This window comes from Streptomyces sp. NPDC104106, from assembly GCF_055584345.1.
Window position 1 is genome coordinate 162,567 of the sequence record NZ_JBVJMF010000009.1, and the last position, 13,092, is coordinate 175,658.

Consider the following 13,092-nt stretch of genomic DNA (forward strand, 5'->3'; position numbering starts at 1 on the left):
TCGAGAGTTCTGACATGGGTTTCTCAAACCGGTGGAGAAAGTCCCGGTCCCCAGCCCGAACCGCGTGCGGCTATGGCCAGTTCGGGCCGCCGCGCCTATCGTGCGGGCGGCTTGCGTGGAGGTGGGTGCGGATGACGGCTTCGTACGGCGTGCGGGTCGTACGGCACAGCGACCGGCGCAGGCGCGCGCGGCGCCGGCGCGTGCTGTGGGGCGGGGGCGAGGCCCTCGTGACCGTCGGGGTGCTGCTCGCGTTGCTGGTCGTGCACCAGCTGTGGTGGACCAACCGGGAGGCGCGGCGCGGCGCCGAGCGGCAGGTGCAGGCGCTGGAGCGGGAGTGGGGGAGCGGGGCCGCCGGCGGTGGCGGCACCGGCGGCACCGGGCCGGTGTCACCGTCTGCCGCCGCGCCCCCGGCCACGGCTCCCCCGGGCGCGGCCGGCTCCCGTACGCCGCCGTCCTCGTCCGTGCCCGTCCCCGTCGCCGCCGTCCCCCGGCGCTCCCAGGCGTACGCCGTCCTCGACATCCCCCGGTTGGGCCTGCGCGTGCCCGTCGCCGAGGGCGTGAGCAAGGCCGACGTCCTCGACAAGGGGTACGTCGGCCACTACCGGGGCACCGCGCAGCCGGGCCAGGCGGGGAACTTCGCGCTCGCCGGGCACCGCAACACGCACGGCGAGCCCTTCCGGTATCTGCCCCGGCTGCGGCGCGGGGACGACATCGAGGTGGAGACGGGGACGGCGACGTACACCTACGACGTGGACCGGATCCTGCCGCAGACCTCGGCGACGGACTCCGGGGTCGTCCAGCCGGTCCCGCGCTCCCTGCTGCGGCCGTCCTACGGGTACGACCGGCCCGGCTCCTACATCACCCTCACCACCTGCACCCCCGAGTTCACCTCCCGCTACCGGATGGCGGTGTGGGGAACGCTGGTGTCCGTGCGGCCGAGATGAGGGTGCTGGGGCCGCCGTCGGTTCAAGGCCGTTCCCGCGGCGCCAGCACGCTCAGCACGCCCACCACCGCCAGTCCCGCCGACACCAGCAGGGCGATGTCCGCGCCGTGGGCGAGGCTGCCGGAGGAGGTGGCGAGGGCGATGGTCAGGGCGACGCCGGCGCTGGAGCCGATGTAGCGGAAGGTCTGCTGGGCGCCGGAGCCCATCGCGGCCCGCTCGCGCGGGACCGACTCGACGGCCAGCAGCGGCAGACCGCCGTTGAGCAGGCCGCTGCCCACGCCGCCGATGACCAGGCCGGGCAGCAGCCGGACCCAGGAGCCGGAGCCGACGGCACCGAGCATGGTCAGGACGCCGACGGCGTGCAGGGCGAAGCCGGCGGCGAGCTGGACGCGCGGGGTGACGCGGCCGGCCAGGCGCTTGACCTGGAGGGCGACCGTGAAGCTCAGCCCGGACCAGAGCAGCAGCAGCCAGGCCGTGTCCATGGGGGACAGGCGCAGTGTCTGCTGGATCAGGGCGGGCAGGAAGCTGAAGGGCGCGATCACGGCGAGGCCGGTGAACAGGCCGCCGCCGGCCGAGGCGAGGAAGGGGGCGTGGCGCAGCAGGCCGAGGTCGATCATCGGGGTCGCGACCCGGCGTTCGACCGCGACGAAGAGCGCCATCAGGCCCACGGCGGCCGCGAGGAGGAGGCCGACGGGTGCGCGCAGCCAGCCGTCCCGGCCGAGGGTCAGGGCGGCGACCAGGGACACCAGGGCGAGGCCGAAGGACAGGGCGCCCGGGATGTCGGGGCGGCCGCCGCGCGGGGCGCGGGACTCGGCGAGGACGCGGGTGCCGAGCGCGGCGACCACGAGGGCGGTGGCGCCCAGGACGCCGTACGCCACGCGCCAGTTCGGCAGCGCGCCCGCGATCAGCGGCCCGGCCGCGATGCCGCCGCTGACGAAGGCGCCCCAGACGGCGGTCGCGTGCAGCCGGCCGCGCGGGGAGGGGTGGGCCGCCACGATCAGGCCGAGGCTGCTCGCGAGGAGCGCGGCGCTGGCCGCGCCCTGGGCGATGCGGGCGAGGGTGAACTGCCAGGTGGACGTGGCGAAGGCGCCGAGGACGGTGGTGAGGCCGAGGGCCAGGGTGCCGCTGAGGAAGAGCCGCCGGCGGCCGTAGTCGTCGGCGAGGCTGCCGGCCACCAGCAGGAGCGCGGCGAGGCCGAGCGGGGTGCCGTTCAGCAGCCAGGCCTGGCCGGACAGGGCGGTGTGCAGGGCGCGCGCCGTGTCCGGAAGCGTGATCATCGGGGCCGTGTACGTCATCAGCGCCACGGCGGTGGCCGCGCTGGTCAGGGCGAGGGTGGCCCGGGGGCGGGCGCCGGGGGCGTCCCGGGCGGATGCGGCGGTCGCGGCGCCGACAGGGGTGGCGGAGGTGGTGGCGGTGGCGGAGTCGAGCCCGGTCATGGCGATTCCCTTACGGTTCAGTCAATGAACTGACCTGACTCCGCCACCGTAGCACGGTCGATTCATTCATTGAACCTATACGGGGAGCGCGGCTACAGTGGGCGGCATGGCACTGGGCAAGGACTACGCGACACAGCAGTGCTCGATCGCTCGCGCGCTCGAGATCGTCGGCGAGCGCTGGACGCTGCTCGTCGTCCGGGACGCGCTGTACGGCGTGCGGCGCTACAACGACTTCCTCGTCCACCTCGGCATCCCGCGCGCCGTCCTGGCCGCGCGGCTCCAGACGCTGACCGCCGAGGGCATCCTCGAAAAACGCCGGTACCAGCAGTCGCCGCCGCGCGACGAGTACGTCCTCACCGACCGCGGCATCGCACTGTGGCCCACCCTGCGCGCCCTCGGCCTGTGGGGGCGCGAGCACTACACCGACGCCCGGCTGCGCTCCTTCCGGCACGCGGACTGCGGCACCGAACTCGGGGCGTACGGCGAGTGCCCCGCGTGCGGGGGCGTCGTACCGGTGGGGGACGTGGTCATGTGGCCCGGACCGGGCCTCGACCGGGACCCGGCCGACCCGGTGAGCCGGGTCCTGTTGAAGCCGAAGCGGCTGCTGGAGCCGCTGGAGACCGAGTCCGTCTAGGAGATCTGGCGGATCAGCTCGATGGCGGTGCGGTCGGTGTCGTCCGAGTCGGCGTTCAGCCGGTGGACGACCACCCAGCGGCCGTCGTCCATCGCCCCGGCGAAGAGCGAGGCGTGCCGGGTCGCGCCGTTGTGCCACAGGAGGGCCCCGGACCGCTGCCACGAGGGGGCCGGATCGCCCAGCCGGCGCTCGACCGCCAGCCGCACCAGCAGGTCGGCCACCGCGCGCGGCGTGGCCCACAGCCCGCCCGCAGGGAGGATCGGCCCGTCCATCGTCCAGGGCCGGCGGGCCCGGCCGAACAGCCCCGGGGCGAGCAGCCGCCGGTCCGCGTCCGGACGCACGCCGACCTCGTGGACGTCCAGCGGGCGCAGGACGTGCTCGGCGAGCAGCTCCTCGTAGGGCGCGCCGGCCGCCGCGACCAGCGCCGCGCCCAGCACCGCGTACCCGAAGTTGGAGTACTCCTCCTGCTGCCCCGGCGGCCGGACCGCGACCTTGTCGAGCCGGCCGAGTGCCCGGGTGAGCGCGGGCTGGTCGAAGGCGGCGTAGGGGTCGGCGAGCCGGTGGATGGGGATCGGCTCGGGCGGGAGGCGGGGCAGGCCGGAGGTGTGGGTGGCGAGGTTGCGCAGTGTGATGCCCGTGCCGGGCGTGGCGGGGAGGTGGCGCTCCACGGGGTCGTCCGGGTCGAGCAGGCCCGCGGCGGCCATGCGCGTCAGGGCGGTGCCGGTGAGCACCTTGGTGAAGGAGCCGATCTCGACGAAGCGGTCCGCCGCGTGGCCGTCGGCGACCCGCGCGGCCGGCGCGTCGCTCGTCAGGACGCAGGTCGGGATGCGTGGCACGGGGACCCCCCTCGGGTTCGGGCTTCGGACACGAGCGCCCTCTCAGGTATAAAGGGCGAACAGACGTGGGAAGTTGCCTACGTCGGCAGGTGCTCACGGGGAGGGGCGGGATGAGGCGGGGTTTCGTGGCGGCGCGTTCGTCGCGTGCGGTCGCCTCGCTGCTTCTCGTACTGCTGCCGCTCCTGCTGCTGGACACCGGCAACCTCTCCGCGACCGTGGCCCTCGCCGCGACCGCGGCCGCCGGCTCCGCGTTCTCCGTCTGCCTCCTGCTCGCCGCGCGCAGCGCGCCGGCCGTCCCGCCCACGCGCGTGCGTACGGCGATCCGCGACCGCGCCCGGCGTACCGCCTTCCTGCCGCAGCGCGATCCCGACGCGCCCGGCCGCCGGCGGCCCAGGGCACCCGGACACGCCCTCCCGGCGACCGCCGCGTAGGGCACGCGTTCCCGCATCCGCGCACACGTGACCCCGCGCGGGTCGTCATGCCGCTTCCGAACGCTCGCGTTCTGATCGTTTCCGGCACGACGAGACCCCCGGAGGGCTCACCCATGTCCGTCTTCGCTGTCTTCGCCCGTCTGGTCGAGCACCTCGCCGACCTCCTCACCCCGCTGTGCCACGCCTCCGCGGCCGCCGCCGCGATCGTGCTGTTCACCGCGCTCGTACGCCTCCTCGTCCACCCGCTCTCCCGTGCCGCCGCCCGCGGTCAGCGGGCCCGGGCCGCGTTGCAGCCGAGGATCGCCGAGCTGCGCCGCACGCACGCCAAGGACCCGGAGCGGCTGCAGAAGGCGGTGCTGGAGCTCCACGCCGAGGAGAAGGTCTCGCCGCTGTCCGGCTGTCTGCCGAGCCTGCTGCAGATGCCCGCCTTCTTCCTGCTCTACCACCTCTTCTCCAGCTCCACGATCGGCGGTGCGGCCAACCGCCTGCTCGGACACCGGCTGTTCGCGGCGCCCCTCGGCGGACGCTGGGCCGACGCGCTCGCCGACGGCGGCCCGTTCGGACCGGCCGGACTGGTCTACGCCGGACTCTTCGCGCTCGTCGCGGCCGTCGCCGTCTTCAACTACCGCCGCACCAAGCGGATGACGGCGGGCAATCCGGTCGCACCGGTCGCCCCGGTGGGTGCGGGTGGCGAGGGGGAATCGGTGCCGGGGCTCGGCGCGGTGGGCAAGGTCATGCCGTTCATGTCGTTCTTCACGCTCGTCACCGTGGCTGTCGTCCCGCTCGCGGCCGCGCTGTACGTCGTCACCAGCACGACCTGGAGCGCCGTGGAGCGGGCCGCCCTGTACCGGTGAGCCGCTGTCCGGTGACGGTCCAGTACGTGAACAGGGTCTTGCGTGCTGGACCGCGGGATTGGAGGATCAGCCAGTCCTCCGATGGCTGCACCCATCGGCCGGGCGCCCCCGCGATCGAGGGAGATTGTGACCATGAAGCTGCTGCGAGTCGGTACGGCAGGGGCGGAGCGGCCCGCGCTGCTCGACACCGAGGGAACCCTGCGGGACCTGTCGGGGATCGTCGACGACATCGACGGCGCGCTCCTCGCCGACGAGGCCGCGCTGCTCCGGGTACGGGCCGCCGCCGCGTCCGGTGAGCTGCCCGCGCTCGACGCGGCGGGGCTCAGGATCGGGCCGCCGCTCGCCCGCATCGGCAAGATCGTGTGCATCGGGCTCAACTACCACGACCACGCCCGCGAGACCGGCGCCGAGCCGCCCGCCGAGCCGGTCGTCTTCCTCAAGGCCCCGGACACGGTCGTCGGCCCGAACGACACCGTGCTCGTCCCGCGCGGGTCCGTGAAGACCGACTGGGAGGTGGAGCTGGCCGTCGTCGTCGGACGCACGGCCCGCTACCTGGAGTCGGCCGAGGAGGGGCTCGCGCATGTCGCGGGGTACGCCGTGGCCCACGACGTCTCCGAGCGCGAGTTCCAGATCGAGCGGGGCGGGACCTGGGACAAGGGCAAGAACTGCGAGACCTTCAACCCGCTCGGGCCGTGGCTGGTGACGGCCGACGAGGTCGCCGACCCGCAGGACCTGTGCTTGAGGCTGTGGGTCAACGGGGAGCTGAGGCAGGACGGTACGACGGCCGAGCAGATCTTCTCCGTGGGAGAGGTCGTGCGGTACGTCAGCCGGTTCATGACGCTGTACCCCGGCGACGTCATCAGCACCGGGACGCCGGCGGGGGTGGCGATGGGGCAGCCGGAGCCCAAGCCCTACCTGAGGGCCGGGGACGTGGTCGAGCTGGAGATCGACGGGCTCGGCCGACAGAGGCAGGAGTTGAAGGACGCGTAGACGCTCCGCTGGGGCGCGAGGAACCACGGCCCCACTCGGCGGCTGCGGGTCCGTCGTGGTTTCTCGCGCCCGCGCGGCGGAGCCGCATGTCAGACACAGCCTCGCGCCCCTTCGGGGCGCTTCCACTCAGCCCAGCAGAGTGGCCAGGCGGCGCCATTCCTCCCGCGGCAGCTGCTCCCGCGGGCCTCCCGTGACCACCTGGAGGGCCACGTGGTCCGCGCCCGCCTGGTGGAAGGTGTCGACGCGGTCGCGGACGGCGCTCTCGTCGCCCCAGGCGAAGACCGCGTCGACCAGGCGGTCGCTGCCGCCGTTCGCCAGGTCGTCCTCGGTGAAGCCGAGGCGCAGGAAGTTGTTGGTGTAGTTCGGCAGGGCGAGGTACATCGCCAGGGTCTCGCGGGCGATGGCGCGGGCCCTGGCCGGGTCGGTCTCCAGGACGACCTTCAGCTCGGGGGCGAGCAGCGGGCCGTCGCCGAGGATCTCGCGGGCCTGGGCGGTGTGCTCGGCGGTGGTCAGGTACGGCACCGCGCCCGCCGCGCGGTCCCGGGACAGCTCCAGGGTCCTCGGGCCGAGGGCCGCGAGGACCCGGCGCCCGGCGGGGACGCCCGCCTTGTCCAGCGCGTCGAGGTAGGTCACCAGGGCCGAGTACGGGCGGCGGTACTGCTCGGCGAGCTTGGCGTGGCTCACGCCCAGGCCGAGTACGAAGCGGCCGGGATGCGCCGCCTCCACCTCGGCGTAGGACGCCGCGCTCTCCTCGGCGTCGTACTGCCAGATGCTCTGGATGCTCGTGCCGACGGTCAGCGTGCCGGTGCCCTCCAGCAGCGGTACGGCGTGCCGGGCGGCGCTGCTGCCGCCCAGCCAGGCGGCGCCGTAGCCCAGCTCCTCCAACTCGGCGGCGGCTTCGGCCAGTTCGCCGCGCCGGGAGGGTTCCTCCACGCGCAGGGCGAAGCTCCAGATGCCGTACCTGCCGATCCGGTCCTTCAAGGCGCTGTGGGCGCCGTTGGCGCTGGCGGTGCTCGCGGTGCTCATGGGGCGATCCCTCCGGGCGGGTCCGTGATCATCACGTCTTCAGCTCTTCCCAACCGGAGGGAGCCCCCACGGATTCCCGGCGGGTGTCACACCTTCAGGAACCGCTCCAGCGCCTCCACCACGAACCGGTGGTCCTGGAGCTGCGGCAGGCCGGACACGGTCACCGCTCCGACGACGCCCACGTCCGCCACGTGGACCGGGAACGAGCCGCCGTGGGCCGCGTAGCGGTCGGGGTCCAGGCGCGAGGAGTCCTCGAACGTCGTGCCCTTGGCGCGGAAGCGGGAGCCGACCAGGTAGGAGGAGGCGCCGTAGCGCTCCACCACCCGGCGCTTGCGGGCGATCCAGGCGTCGTTGTCCGGGGTGGAGCCCGGCAGGGCCGCGTGGAAGAGCTGCTGGCCGGCGCGGTGGATGTCGATCGCGACGGGCGCCTGGCGCTCCCGGGCCAGCTCGACCAGGAGCGAGCCGAGGGCCCAGGCGTCGTCGTGGCTGAACCTCCGGAACACCAGCCGGCGCTCCTCGGCCTCCAACTCCTCGACCGAGGGGGTGAGTTCGGGGATGGTCCGGGGGGAGATCGGCGAGTGGTGCATCAGAGGGTCACCGTCACCTTGTCCCGGGCCGAGCGCCGGGCCGCTTCCAGCACGTCGAGGGCGGCGGCCGCCTCCAGCGCGGTCACGGGGTTGGGGGCGGTGCCGCGCAGGGCGGCGGCGACGGCCGCGTAGTAGGCGGGGTAGTCACCCGGCAGCGTCGGTACGGGGGTGCCGCCGCCGCTCAGCGGGGACTCCCCGGCGCCGAGACGGCCCCACAGCGACTCGGGTTCGGCGCCCCACCGGGGGCCGGGGCGCAGGCCCTCCCGCAGGGCTCCCTCCTGCGGGTCCAGGCCGTACTTCACGTAGCCCGCCCGCGAGCCCAGCACCCGGAAGCGCGGGCCGAGTTGGGCGGTCGTCGCGGAGACGTAGAGGTGGGAGCGGACGCCGCTCGCGTGCGTGACGGCGATGAAGGTGTCGTCGTCGGTCTCGGCGCCTGGGCGGCGGATGTCCGTCTCGGCGTGGACCTCGGTGGCCGGGCCGAAGAGGACGAGGGCCTGATCGACCACGTGGCTGCCGAGGTCGTAGAGCAGACCTCCGATCTCTGCGGGGTCGCCGGACTCGCGCCAGCCGCCCTTGGGCTGCGGGCGCCAGCGCTCGAAGCGGGACTCGAAGCGCCATACGTCACCGAGCGCGCCGTCCGCCAGCAGCTGCCGGAGGGTCAGGAAGTCGTTGTCCCAGCGGCGGTTCTGGAAGACGGACAGGAGCAGACCGCGCTCCTCGGCGAGGGCCGCGAGGCCGCGGGCCTCGGCGGCGGTGCCGGCGACCGGCTTGTCCACCACGACGGACAGGCCCGCCTTGAGGGCGGCGGTGGCGAGCGGGACGTGCGTCCTGTTGGGGGAGGCGATGACGATCAGGTCCAGCTCGTCGGCGCGGTCGAACAGCTCCTCGGGGCCGGCGGTCGTACGGACGTCGGGGAACTCGGCGCGGGCCTGCTCCTGCCGCTGGGGGTTCGAGGTGGCCACGGTGTCCAGGGCGAGGCCCTCGGTGGCGGCGATGAGCGGGGCGTGGAAGACGGAGCCGGCGAGGCCGTAGCCGATCAGGCCGACGCGGAGAGGGGTGGCAGCAGTCATGACGCCTACTTTCGCAACGCTGTTGCCAAAGTGCAAGCGGCGGGGACAATGGGGGGCGTGAACATGGGTGGCGTGGACAGGACGAGGACGCAGAAGGGTTCGGCGGCGGGGATGGGGAGGGGACCGAGGGCGGACCGGACGGCGGGGGCGAACCTCGGCGTGGTGCGCAGCCACAACACCGCGCTGGTGCTGGGGTTGCTGCGGGAGGCCGGGGCGGAGGGCATCAGCCGACTCGAACTGGCCGAGCGCACCGGGCTGACCCCGCAGGCCGTCAGCAAGATCACCGCCCGGCTGCGCGAGGAGGGGCTCGCGGCGGAGGCCGGCCGGCGGGCGTCCACCGGGGGCAAGCCGCGCACCGTGCTGCGTCTGGTGCCGGAGGCGGGGCACGCCGTCGGGGTGCATCTGGACCGGGACGAACTGCGCGCCGTACTCGTCGACCTCGACGGCACCGTGGTGGCGCAGCGGCGCACGGAACTGGATCTGGGCGCCGGGGCGGATGCCGTGCTCGGGGTGCTCGCCGGGGCGGTGGAGGCGCTGGTGGGCGAGACGCTGGGAGGCGGGAGTGCGGGCCTCGGGGGCGGGGTCGATGGCGAGAGGGGACTCGGCGGCGGAGGCTGCGCGCAGGGGGGCCGGGCGGTTGGGGGCGCGGGAGATGGAGGTGCGGGGGATGGGGGTCTTGCCCGCGGGGGAGTTGCGGGCGCGGGGCTCGGGGGTGAGGGGCTTGGGGAGCGGGGCCGTGCGGGCGGAGGTCGTGCGGGTGGGGGCGTCGGGGAAGGAGGTGCCGGGGATGGGGGGCTCGCGGGCGGCGGCAGCCCTGCGGGAAGGGGGTCCGGTGGTAAGGGCCATGCGGAGGGGGGCCTTCCGGACAGAGGCGTTGCGGTCGGGGGCCCTGGGGGCGGGGTGCTCGCCGGGGCCGGGACGTTGCTCGGGGTCGGGGTGGCGTTGCCGGGCCCGTTGGACCACGCGCGGGGTGTGCTGCACCGGGTGACCGGATTCCCCGAGTGGGACGGCTTTCCGCTGCGCGACGCGCTGGAGGCGCGGCTGGGGGTGGCGGTCGTGGTGGACAAGGACACGAACGCCGCTGCGCTGGGGCTCTCGGTGCGGGGCGAGGGCGGGGCCGGCTCGTTCGCGTACCTGCACCTCGGTACGGGGCTCGGGGCGGGCCTGGTGATCGGCGGGAGCGTGCACCGGGGGGCGCGGACCGGGGCGGGGGAGTTCGGGCACCAGGTGATCCAGCTGGACGGGCCGCTGTGCGAGTGCGGTGACCGGGGGTGCGTGGAGGTGTTGTGTCTCGGCGCCGTCGGGCGCGGGGAGCCGGCGGCGGCGGCGCGGGTGCTCGGCGTGGGGGCGGCGAATCTGGTGGGGCTGCTCGACATCGACGCGGTGCTGCTCGGGGGGCGGACGGTGGCGGCGGCGCCGGAGGTGTTCGTGCGGGGCGTCGGCGAGGTGCTGGCGGACCGGGCCCGGCGGGAGGGGGCGCTGGGCAGGACGGTGCCGGTCCGGGTCGCCGGGGGCGGCGAGCGTGTCGTCGCCGAGGGCGCCGCACAGCTGCTGCTGGGAAGGCTGTTCGGGCGGGCGGACGCGTGACGGTGCCGGGCGTGTCGGTGAGCGGTGCGTGACGTGCCCCGGGTGGGGCGCACGGCGACCGCTTTGTGCCTGACGTGCGGCGGCCGGGGTTCGGGCGACCCGGATGGTGCGGGGCGTGCCTGCGCGGTGCCTGGGGCGGCGGCCTGTCCGGCTGGGTCGGTGCGGGTGCTGGGCGTACCGAGCCTGTTTGTGAGGCCGCGCGGTGTCTGACGTGCCCCGGGTGGGGCGCAGGGCGACCGGTGCGGTGCCGGGCGTGCTGCCCGGTGCCTGACCTGTCGCTCCGGTCCGGCATGGGGCGCCCGCGCGGAGCCCGACGTACTCCGCCCCGTGGCCGGGGCTGCGAAGGGCGGTCCGTCGCTCCACCATGGAAGCAACCGCATCAGTGGTCTCCACAGGTGACTGAGGCCTCCTGCGCCTCAGACGCCTCAGCGAGGAGTGAATCATGCGCTGCTCTCGCCTCACCGTCCCCGCCCCGCTGGGCGCCGGACTCCTGCCCCTCTCCGGACCGGCGGCCGTGTCCCTCGCCTTCGCCGCCGGAGCAGTCCGCACGGTCGGTCCCGCCCGGGTGACGGCCGGTCAGGACGTCCACCTCACCCTCACCGGACGCGGCAGACCCCGGGAGGGCGGCCGCGCCGAGCGAGCGGCCGGCGACCCCCTCGACCTCCCCCTCATGGCGGCCGGCACGCTGGTCGGAACCGCCCGCATCGCCCCCGGCACGCGACCGGGCGTGACACACACCTACCTGGCCCGCGCCTCGGACCCGGACGACGTCGCCACGGCGGACGCCGCCGTCGTCGACTGACCGCACGGCCGTCCTTGTACCCGCCCGCGCCGCCTGCGCTGAACGAGCGGACCGCGCGCTCCGGGCCGGAGCGGCGAGCCGGCGTACCCCCGGGGACCCGGCATGGTCATGTGTTCATGCGACCGTGCATGTCCGCTGCCCCGAACCCGGCCCGGCCCCCCGCCCCTTCCCGGCCGTCCCAGCCGACCCGGCCGTTCCGCCAAGCCGCAGCAGCCGCCACCGCCCTCGCCGCCGTCCTCCTCGTCCCCCTCTCCCCGCACACCGCCCGCGCCGCCGGAGCGCCCGCGCCCCCCGCCTGCGTCGGCACCGACACGCACGCCTTCCCGCTCGCCGCCCGGATCCGCGGCGGCCCCGGCTCGTACGAGGCGGGCGGCGGATACGGCGACTGGTACCTCGACCTCACCAACAAGACCCGCCGCACCTGCACCGGCATCCACCCTGTCGTCGTCCTCGTCGACGACAGGCGCGCCCTGAAGCCGGGCCAGCCCCAGCTGGACTTCTACGACGGCTCCCGCGCCCGGCCCGTGTCGTTCCAGGACACCGACGAGCAGGAACTGGTCGGCGTGCTGGACGCCGCCGGGTTCGCCGGGTTCACCGTGCCGTCCGGCACGACCGTCAGTGTCAGGGTCAGGCTGTCCTTCCCCTCCGACGCCGTGACCGACCGCGTCACCGCCAGCGCCGCCGTCGTCCAGCGCCGGGGCGAGGCCGACGGGGACTGGGTCGGCCAGTCCGACCCGTACGTGTTCGGGATCGCCCACGACGCAGACGGCACGGGACACCAGGAGGGAGGTGCCGCCCCCCGGCCCGGCCGCACCCAGGACACCGGCGCCACCCCCACCGGCACCCCGGCCGGCACATCCGCCCGCACCCCCTCCCCCCACGCCCGCGAACCCGAGCCCGCCCTCCCCCTCGCCGAAGAGGCGGCCGAAGCCGGGGAACGGGCACGGGAGTTGGCGCGGACCGGGCTCGGGCTCGCGCACGGGCTGTTCGCGGCCACGCTCACCCTGCTCGGGGTCGGCGGTGGCGCGTTCCTGCTGGTCCGCCGGCGCCGCTGAACCGGGGTCCCGTACCGGCACCACCCTCACCGTCTGCGACGATCCCTGCGTGGACTACCCGAACGACCAGGCCCCCGGCGCCCCCGTCCGCTCCGGCATCCCCGAGCACGGGCGCATCCCCAAGTACTACGCGGTCAAGGCGCGGATCGCCGCGCTCCTCGACGAGCTGGGAGAGGGCGGCTCCATCCCCACCGAGCGGAATCTGGCCGAGCGGTACGACGTCGCGCGTGAGACCGTGCGGCAGGCGGTGCGCGAGCTGGTGCTGGAGGGGCGGCTGCGGCGCCGGGGCCGGGGGACCGTCGTCGCCGGGCCCAAGCTCGCCCAGCCGCTGTCCCTCGCCAGCTACACCGAGGGGGTGCGCCGGCAGGGCCGTACCCCCGGCCGCACCCTGGTCACCCTCGACCGGTTCCCGTGCCCGCGGGCCCTTGCCGCCGAGACCGGGCTCACCCCTGGCGAACCCGTCTGGCACCTGGAGCGCGTGCTGCTCGCCGACGAGGAGCGGGTGGGGCTGGAGAGCACGTACGTCGCCGTCGCGCGGGTGCCGCGGCTGGACGCCGACTTCGACCCCGACTCCTCCTTCTACGGCTACCTCGCCGCCCAGGGCATCGCCTTCGGTGACGCCGACGAGCGCATCGAGACCGTGCTGGCCACCCCCCGCGAGGCCCTGCTCGTCGGCACCCCGCCCGCCCTGCCCATGCTGCTGATCCACCGGGTCTCGCGGGACACCGAGGGCCGGCCCCTGGAGCGCGTGCGCTCGCTGTACCGGGGGGACCGGTTCTCCTTCACCACCCACCTCGAGCGCTGAAGGAGGCCGATGTCCACACCCGCATGAATATAACGA

General features: G+C 75.0%; 14 protein-coding genes. 9 read left to right on the top strand and 5 right to left on the bottom strand.

All coding sequences use genetic code 11. From position 1 onward, the window contains the following. The first annotated feature begins 131 nt into the window (after nt 1-131). Nucleotides 132-944 carry a class E sortase gene (locus tag ACZ60X_RS22400; RefSeq protein ID WP_469601109.1) on the top strand — a complete coding sequence of 271 codons (813 nt, stop codon included), beginning with the start codon at nt 132-134 and terminating at the stop codon, nt 942-944. Between the two features lie 22 nt (nt 945-966). Here the strand turns inward: ACZ60X_RS22400 and ACZ60X_RS22405 are convergent, their stop codons facing one another. Next, the gene (locus ACZ60X_RS22405; protein WP_469601112.1) at nt 967-2,379 is read right to left on the bottom strand and encodes an MFS transporter; all 1,413 of its coding nucleotides are present in this window, start codon (nt 2,377-2,379) and stop codon (nt 967-969) included. 106 nt (nt 2,380-2,485) lie between these two features. Here ACZ60X_RS22405 and ACZ60X_RS22410 point away from each other — a divergent pair, with 106 nt between their 5' ends. Then, nucleotides 2,486-3,013 (top strand): winged helix-turn-helix transcriptional regulator, encoded by a 528-nt coding sequence (locus ACZ60X_RS22410; protein ID WP_071383895.1) that lies wholly within the window; start codon nt 2,486-2,488, stop codon nt 3,011-3,013. On the opposite strand, the gene ACZ60X_RS22415 is transcribed toward ACZ60X_RS22410, so the two are convergent. Further along, nucleotides 3,010-3,849, bottom strand: coding sequence for a serine hydrolase domain-containing protein (locus ACZ60X_RS22415; protein WP_469601115.1), 840 nt, complete (start codon nt 3,847-3,849; stop codon nt 3,010-3,012). The genes ACZ60X_RS22410 and ACZ60X_RS22415 overlap by 4 nt on opposite strands. 110 nt (nt 3,850-3,959) lie before the next feature. On the opposite strand from ACZ60X_RS22415, the gene ACZ60X_RS22420 reads away from it, so the two are divergent. The 3 genes from ACZ60X_RS22420 to ACZ60X_RS22430 all read left to right on the top strand — a co-directional run bounded on the left by ACZ60X_RS22420 (nt 3,960) and on the right by ACZ60X_RS22430 (nt 6,124). Then, entirely contained in the window at nt 3,960-4,280 is a 321-nt protein-coding gene (locus ACZ60X_RS22420) for a DUF6412 domain-containing protein (RefSeq protein WP_469601118.1), read from the top strand. A gap of 113 nt (nt 4,281-4,393) precedes the next feature. Beyond that, a complete protein-coding gene (locus ACZ60X_RS22425) occupies nt 4,394-5,134 on the top strand; it encodes a YidC/Oxa1 family membrane protein insertase (RefSeq protein ID WP_469601121.1) in 741 nt (246 codons plus the stop codon). A gap of 132 nt (nt 5,135-5,266) precedes the next feature. Further along, complete coding sequence (locus ACZ60X_RS22430; RefSeq protein WP_469601123.1) at nt 5,267-6,124, top strand: fumarylacetoacetate hydrolase family protein; 858 nt, start codon at nt 5,267-5,269, stop codon at nt 6,122-6,124. Between the two features lie 126 nt (nt 6,125-6,250). Here the strand turns inward: ACZ60X_RS22430 and ACZ60X_RS22435 are convergent, their stop codons facing one another. From ACZ60X_RS22435 to ACZ60X_RS22445, 3 genes are all read right to left on the bottom strand, one after another. Further along, on the bottom strand, nt 6,251-7,150 hold the full coding sequence (locus ACZ60X_RS22435; protein ID WP_469601125.1) for an LLM class F420-dependent oxidoreductase: 900 nt from the start codon (nt 7,148-7,150) through the stop codon (nt 6,251-6,253). Nucleotides 7,151-7,236: 86 nt separating this feature from the next. Beyond that, nucleotides 7,237-7,737 (bottom strand): heme-degrading domain-containing protein, encoded by a 501-nt coding sequence (locus ACZ60X_RS22440; protein WP_469601128.1) that lies wholly within the window; start codon nt 7,735-7,737, stop codon nt 7,237-7,239. Next, nucleotides 7,737-8,807, bottom strand: a complete 1,071-nt coding sequence (locus ACZ60X_RS22445) for a Gfo/Idh/MocA family protein (RefSeq protein WP_469601131.1) — start codon at nt 8,805-8,807, stop codon at nt 7,737-7,739. The genes ACZ60X_RS22440 and ACZ60X_RS22445 overlap by 1 nt, the downstream gene beginning before the upstream one ends. A gap of 63 nt (nt 8,808-8,870) precedes the next feature. On the opposite strand from ACZ60X_RS22445, the gene ACZ60X_RS22450 reads away from it, so the two are divergent. The 4 genes from ACZ60X_RS22450 to ACZ60X_RS22465 all read left to right on the top strand — a co-directional run bounded on the left by ACZ60X_RS22450 (nt 8,871) and on the right by ACZ60X_RS22465 (nt 13,056). Beyond that, nucleotides 8,871-10,394 (top strand): ROK family protein, encoded by a 1,524-nt coding sequence (locus tag ACZ60X_RS22450; RefSeq protein ID WP_469601585.1) that lies wholly within the window; start codon nt 8,871-8,873, stop codon nt 10,392-10,394. 442 nt (nt 10,395-10,836) lie between these two features. Next, on the top strand, nt 10,837-11,196 hold the full coding sequence (locus ACZ60X_RS22455) for a hypothetical protein (RefSeq protein WP_469601133.1): 360 nt from the start codon (nt 10,837-10,839) through the stop codon (nt 11,194-11,196). Nucleotides 11,197-11,324: 128 nt separating this feature from the next. Continuing rightward, entirely contained in the window at nt 11,325-12,251 is a 927-nt protein-coding gene (locus tag ACZ60X_RS22460) for a hypothetical protein (RefSeq protein WP_469601137.1), read from the top strand. A 49-nt stretch (nt 12,252-12,300) separates the two neighbouring features. Further along, nucleotides 12,301-13,056, top strand: coding sequence for a GntR family transcriptional regulator (locus ACZ60X_RS22465; RefSeq protein WP_469601140.1), 756 nt, complete (start codon nt 12,301-12,303; stop codon nt 13,054-13,056). The last annotated feature ends 36 nt before the right edge of the window (nt 13,057-13,092 follow it).

What these genes read in the sequence shown, in the direction of transcription:
- ACZ60X_RS22400 (WP_469601109.1), top strand. Translation starts at nt 132, where the DNA reads ATGACGGCTTCGTACGGCGTGCGGGTCGTACGGCACAGCGACCGGCGC.
- ACZ60X_RS22405 (WP_469601112.1), bottom strand. Translation starts at nt 2,379, where the DNA reads ATGACCGGGCTCGACTCCGCCACCGCCACCACCTCCGCCACCCCTGTC.
- ACZ60X_RS22410 (WP_071383895.1), top strand. Translation starts at nt 2,486, where the DNA reads ATGGCACTGGGCAAGGACTACGCGACACAGCAGTGCTCGATCGCTCGC.
- ACZ60X_RS22420 (WP_469601118.1), top strand. Translation starts at nt 3,960, where the DNA reads ATGAGGCGGGGTTTCGTGGCGGCGCGTTCGTCGCGTGCGGTCGCCTCG.
- ACZ60X_RS22425 (WP_469601121.1), top strand. Translation starts at nt 4,394, where the DNA reads ATGTCCGTCTTCGCTGTCTTCGCCCGTCTGGTCGAGCACCTCGCCGAC.
- ACZ60X_RS22430 (WP_469601123.1), top strand. Translation starts at nt 5,267, where the DNA reads ATGAAGCTGCTGCGAGTCGGTACGGCAGGGGCGGAGCGGCCCGCGCTG.
- ACZ60X_RS22435 (WP_469601125.1), bottom strand. Translation starts at nt 7,150, where the DNA reads ATGAGCACCGCGAGCACCGCCAGCGCCAACGGCGCCCACAGCGCCTTG.
- ACZ60X_RS22440 (WP_469601128.1), bottom strand. Translation starts at nt 7,737, where the DNA reads ATGCACCACTCGCCGATCTCCCCCCGGACCATCCCCGAACTCACCCCC.
- ACZ60X_RS22445 (WP_469601131.1), bottom strand. Translation starts at nt 8,807, where the DNA reads ATGACTGCTGCCACCCCTCTCCGCGTCGGCCTGATCGGCTACGGCCTC.
- ACZ60X_RS22450 (WP_469601585.1), top strand. Translation starts at nt 8,871, where the DNA reads ATGGGTGGCGTGGACAGGACGAGGACGCAGAAGGGTTCGGCGGCGGGG.
- ACZ60X_RS22455 (WP_469601133.1), top strand. Translation starts at nt 10,837, where the DNA reads ATGCGCTGCTCTCGCCTCACCGTCCCCGCCCCGCTGGGCGCCGGACTC.
- ACZ60X_RS22460 (WP_469601137.1), top strand. Translation starts at nt 11,325, where the DNA reads ATGTCCGCTGCCCCGAACCCGGCCCGGCCCCCCGCCCCTTCCCGGCCG.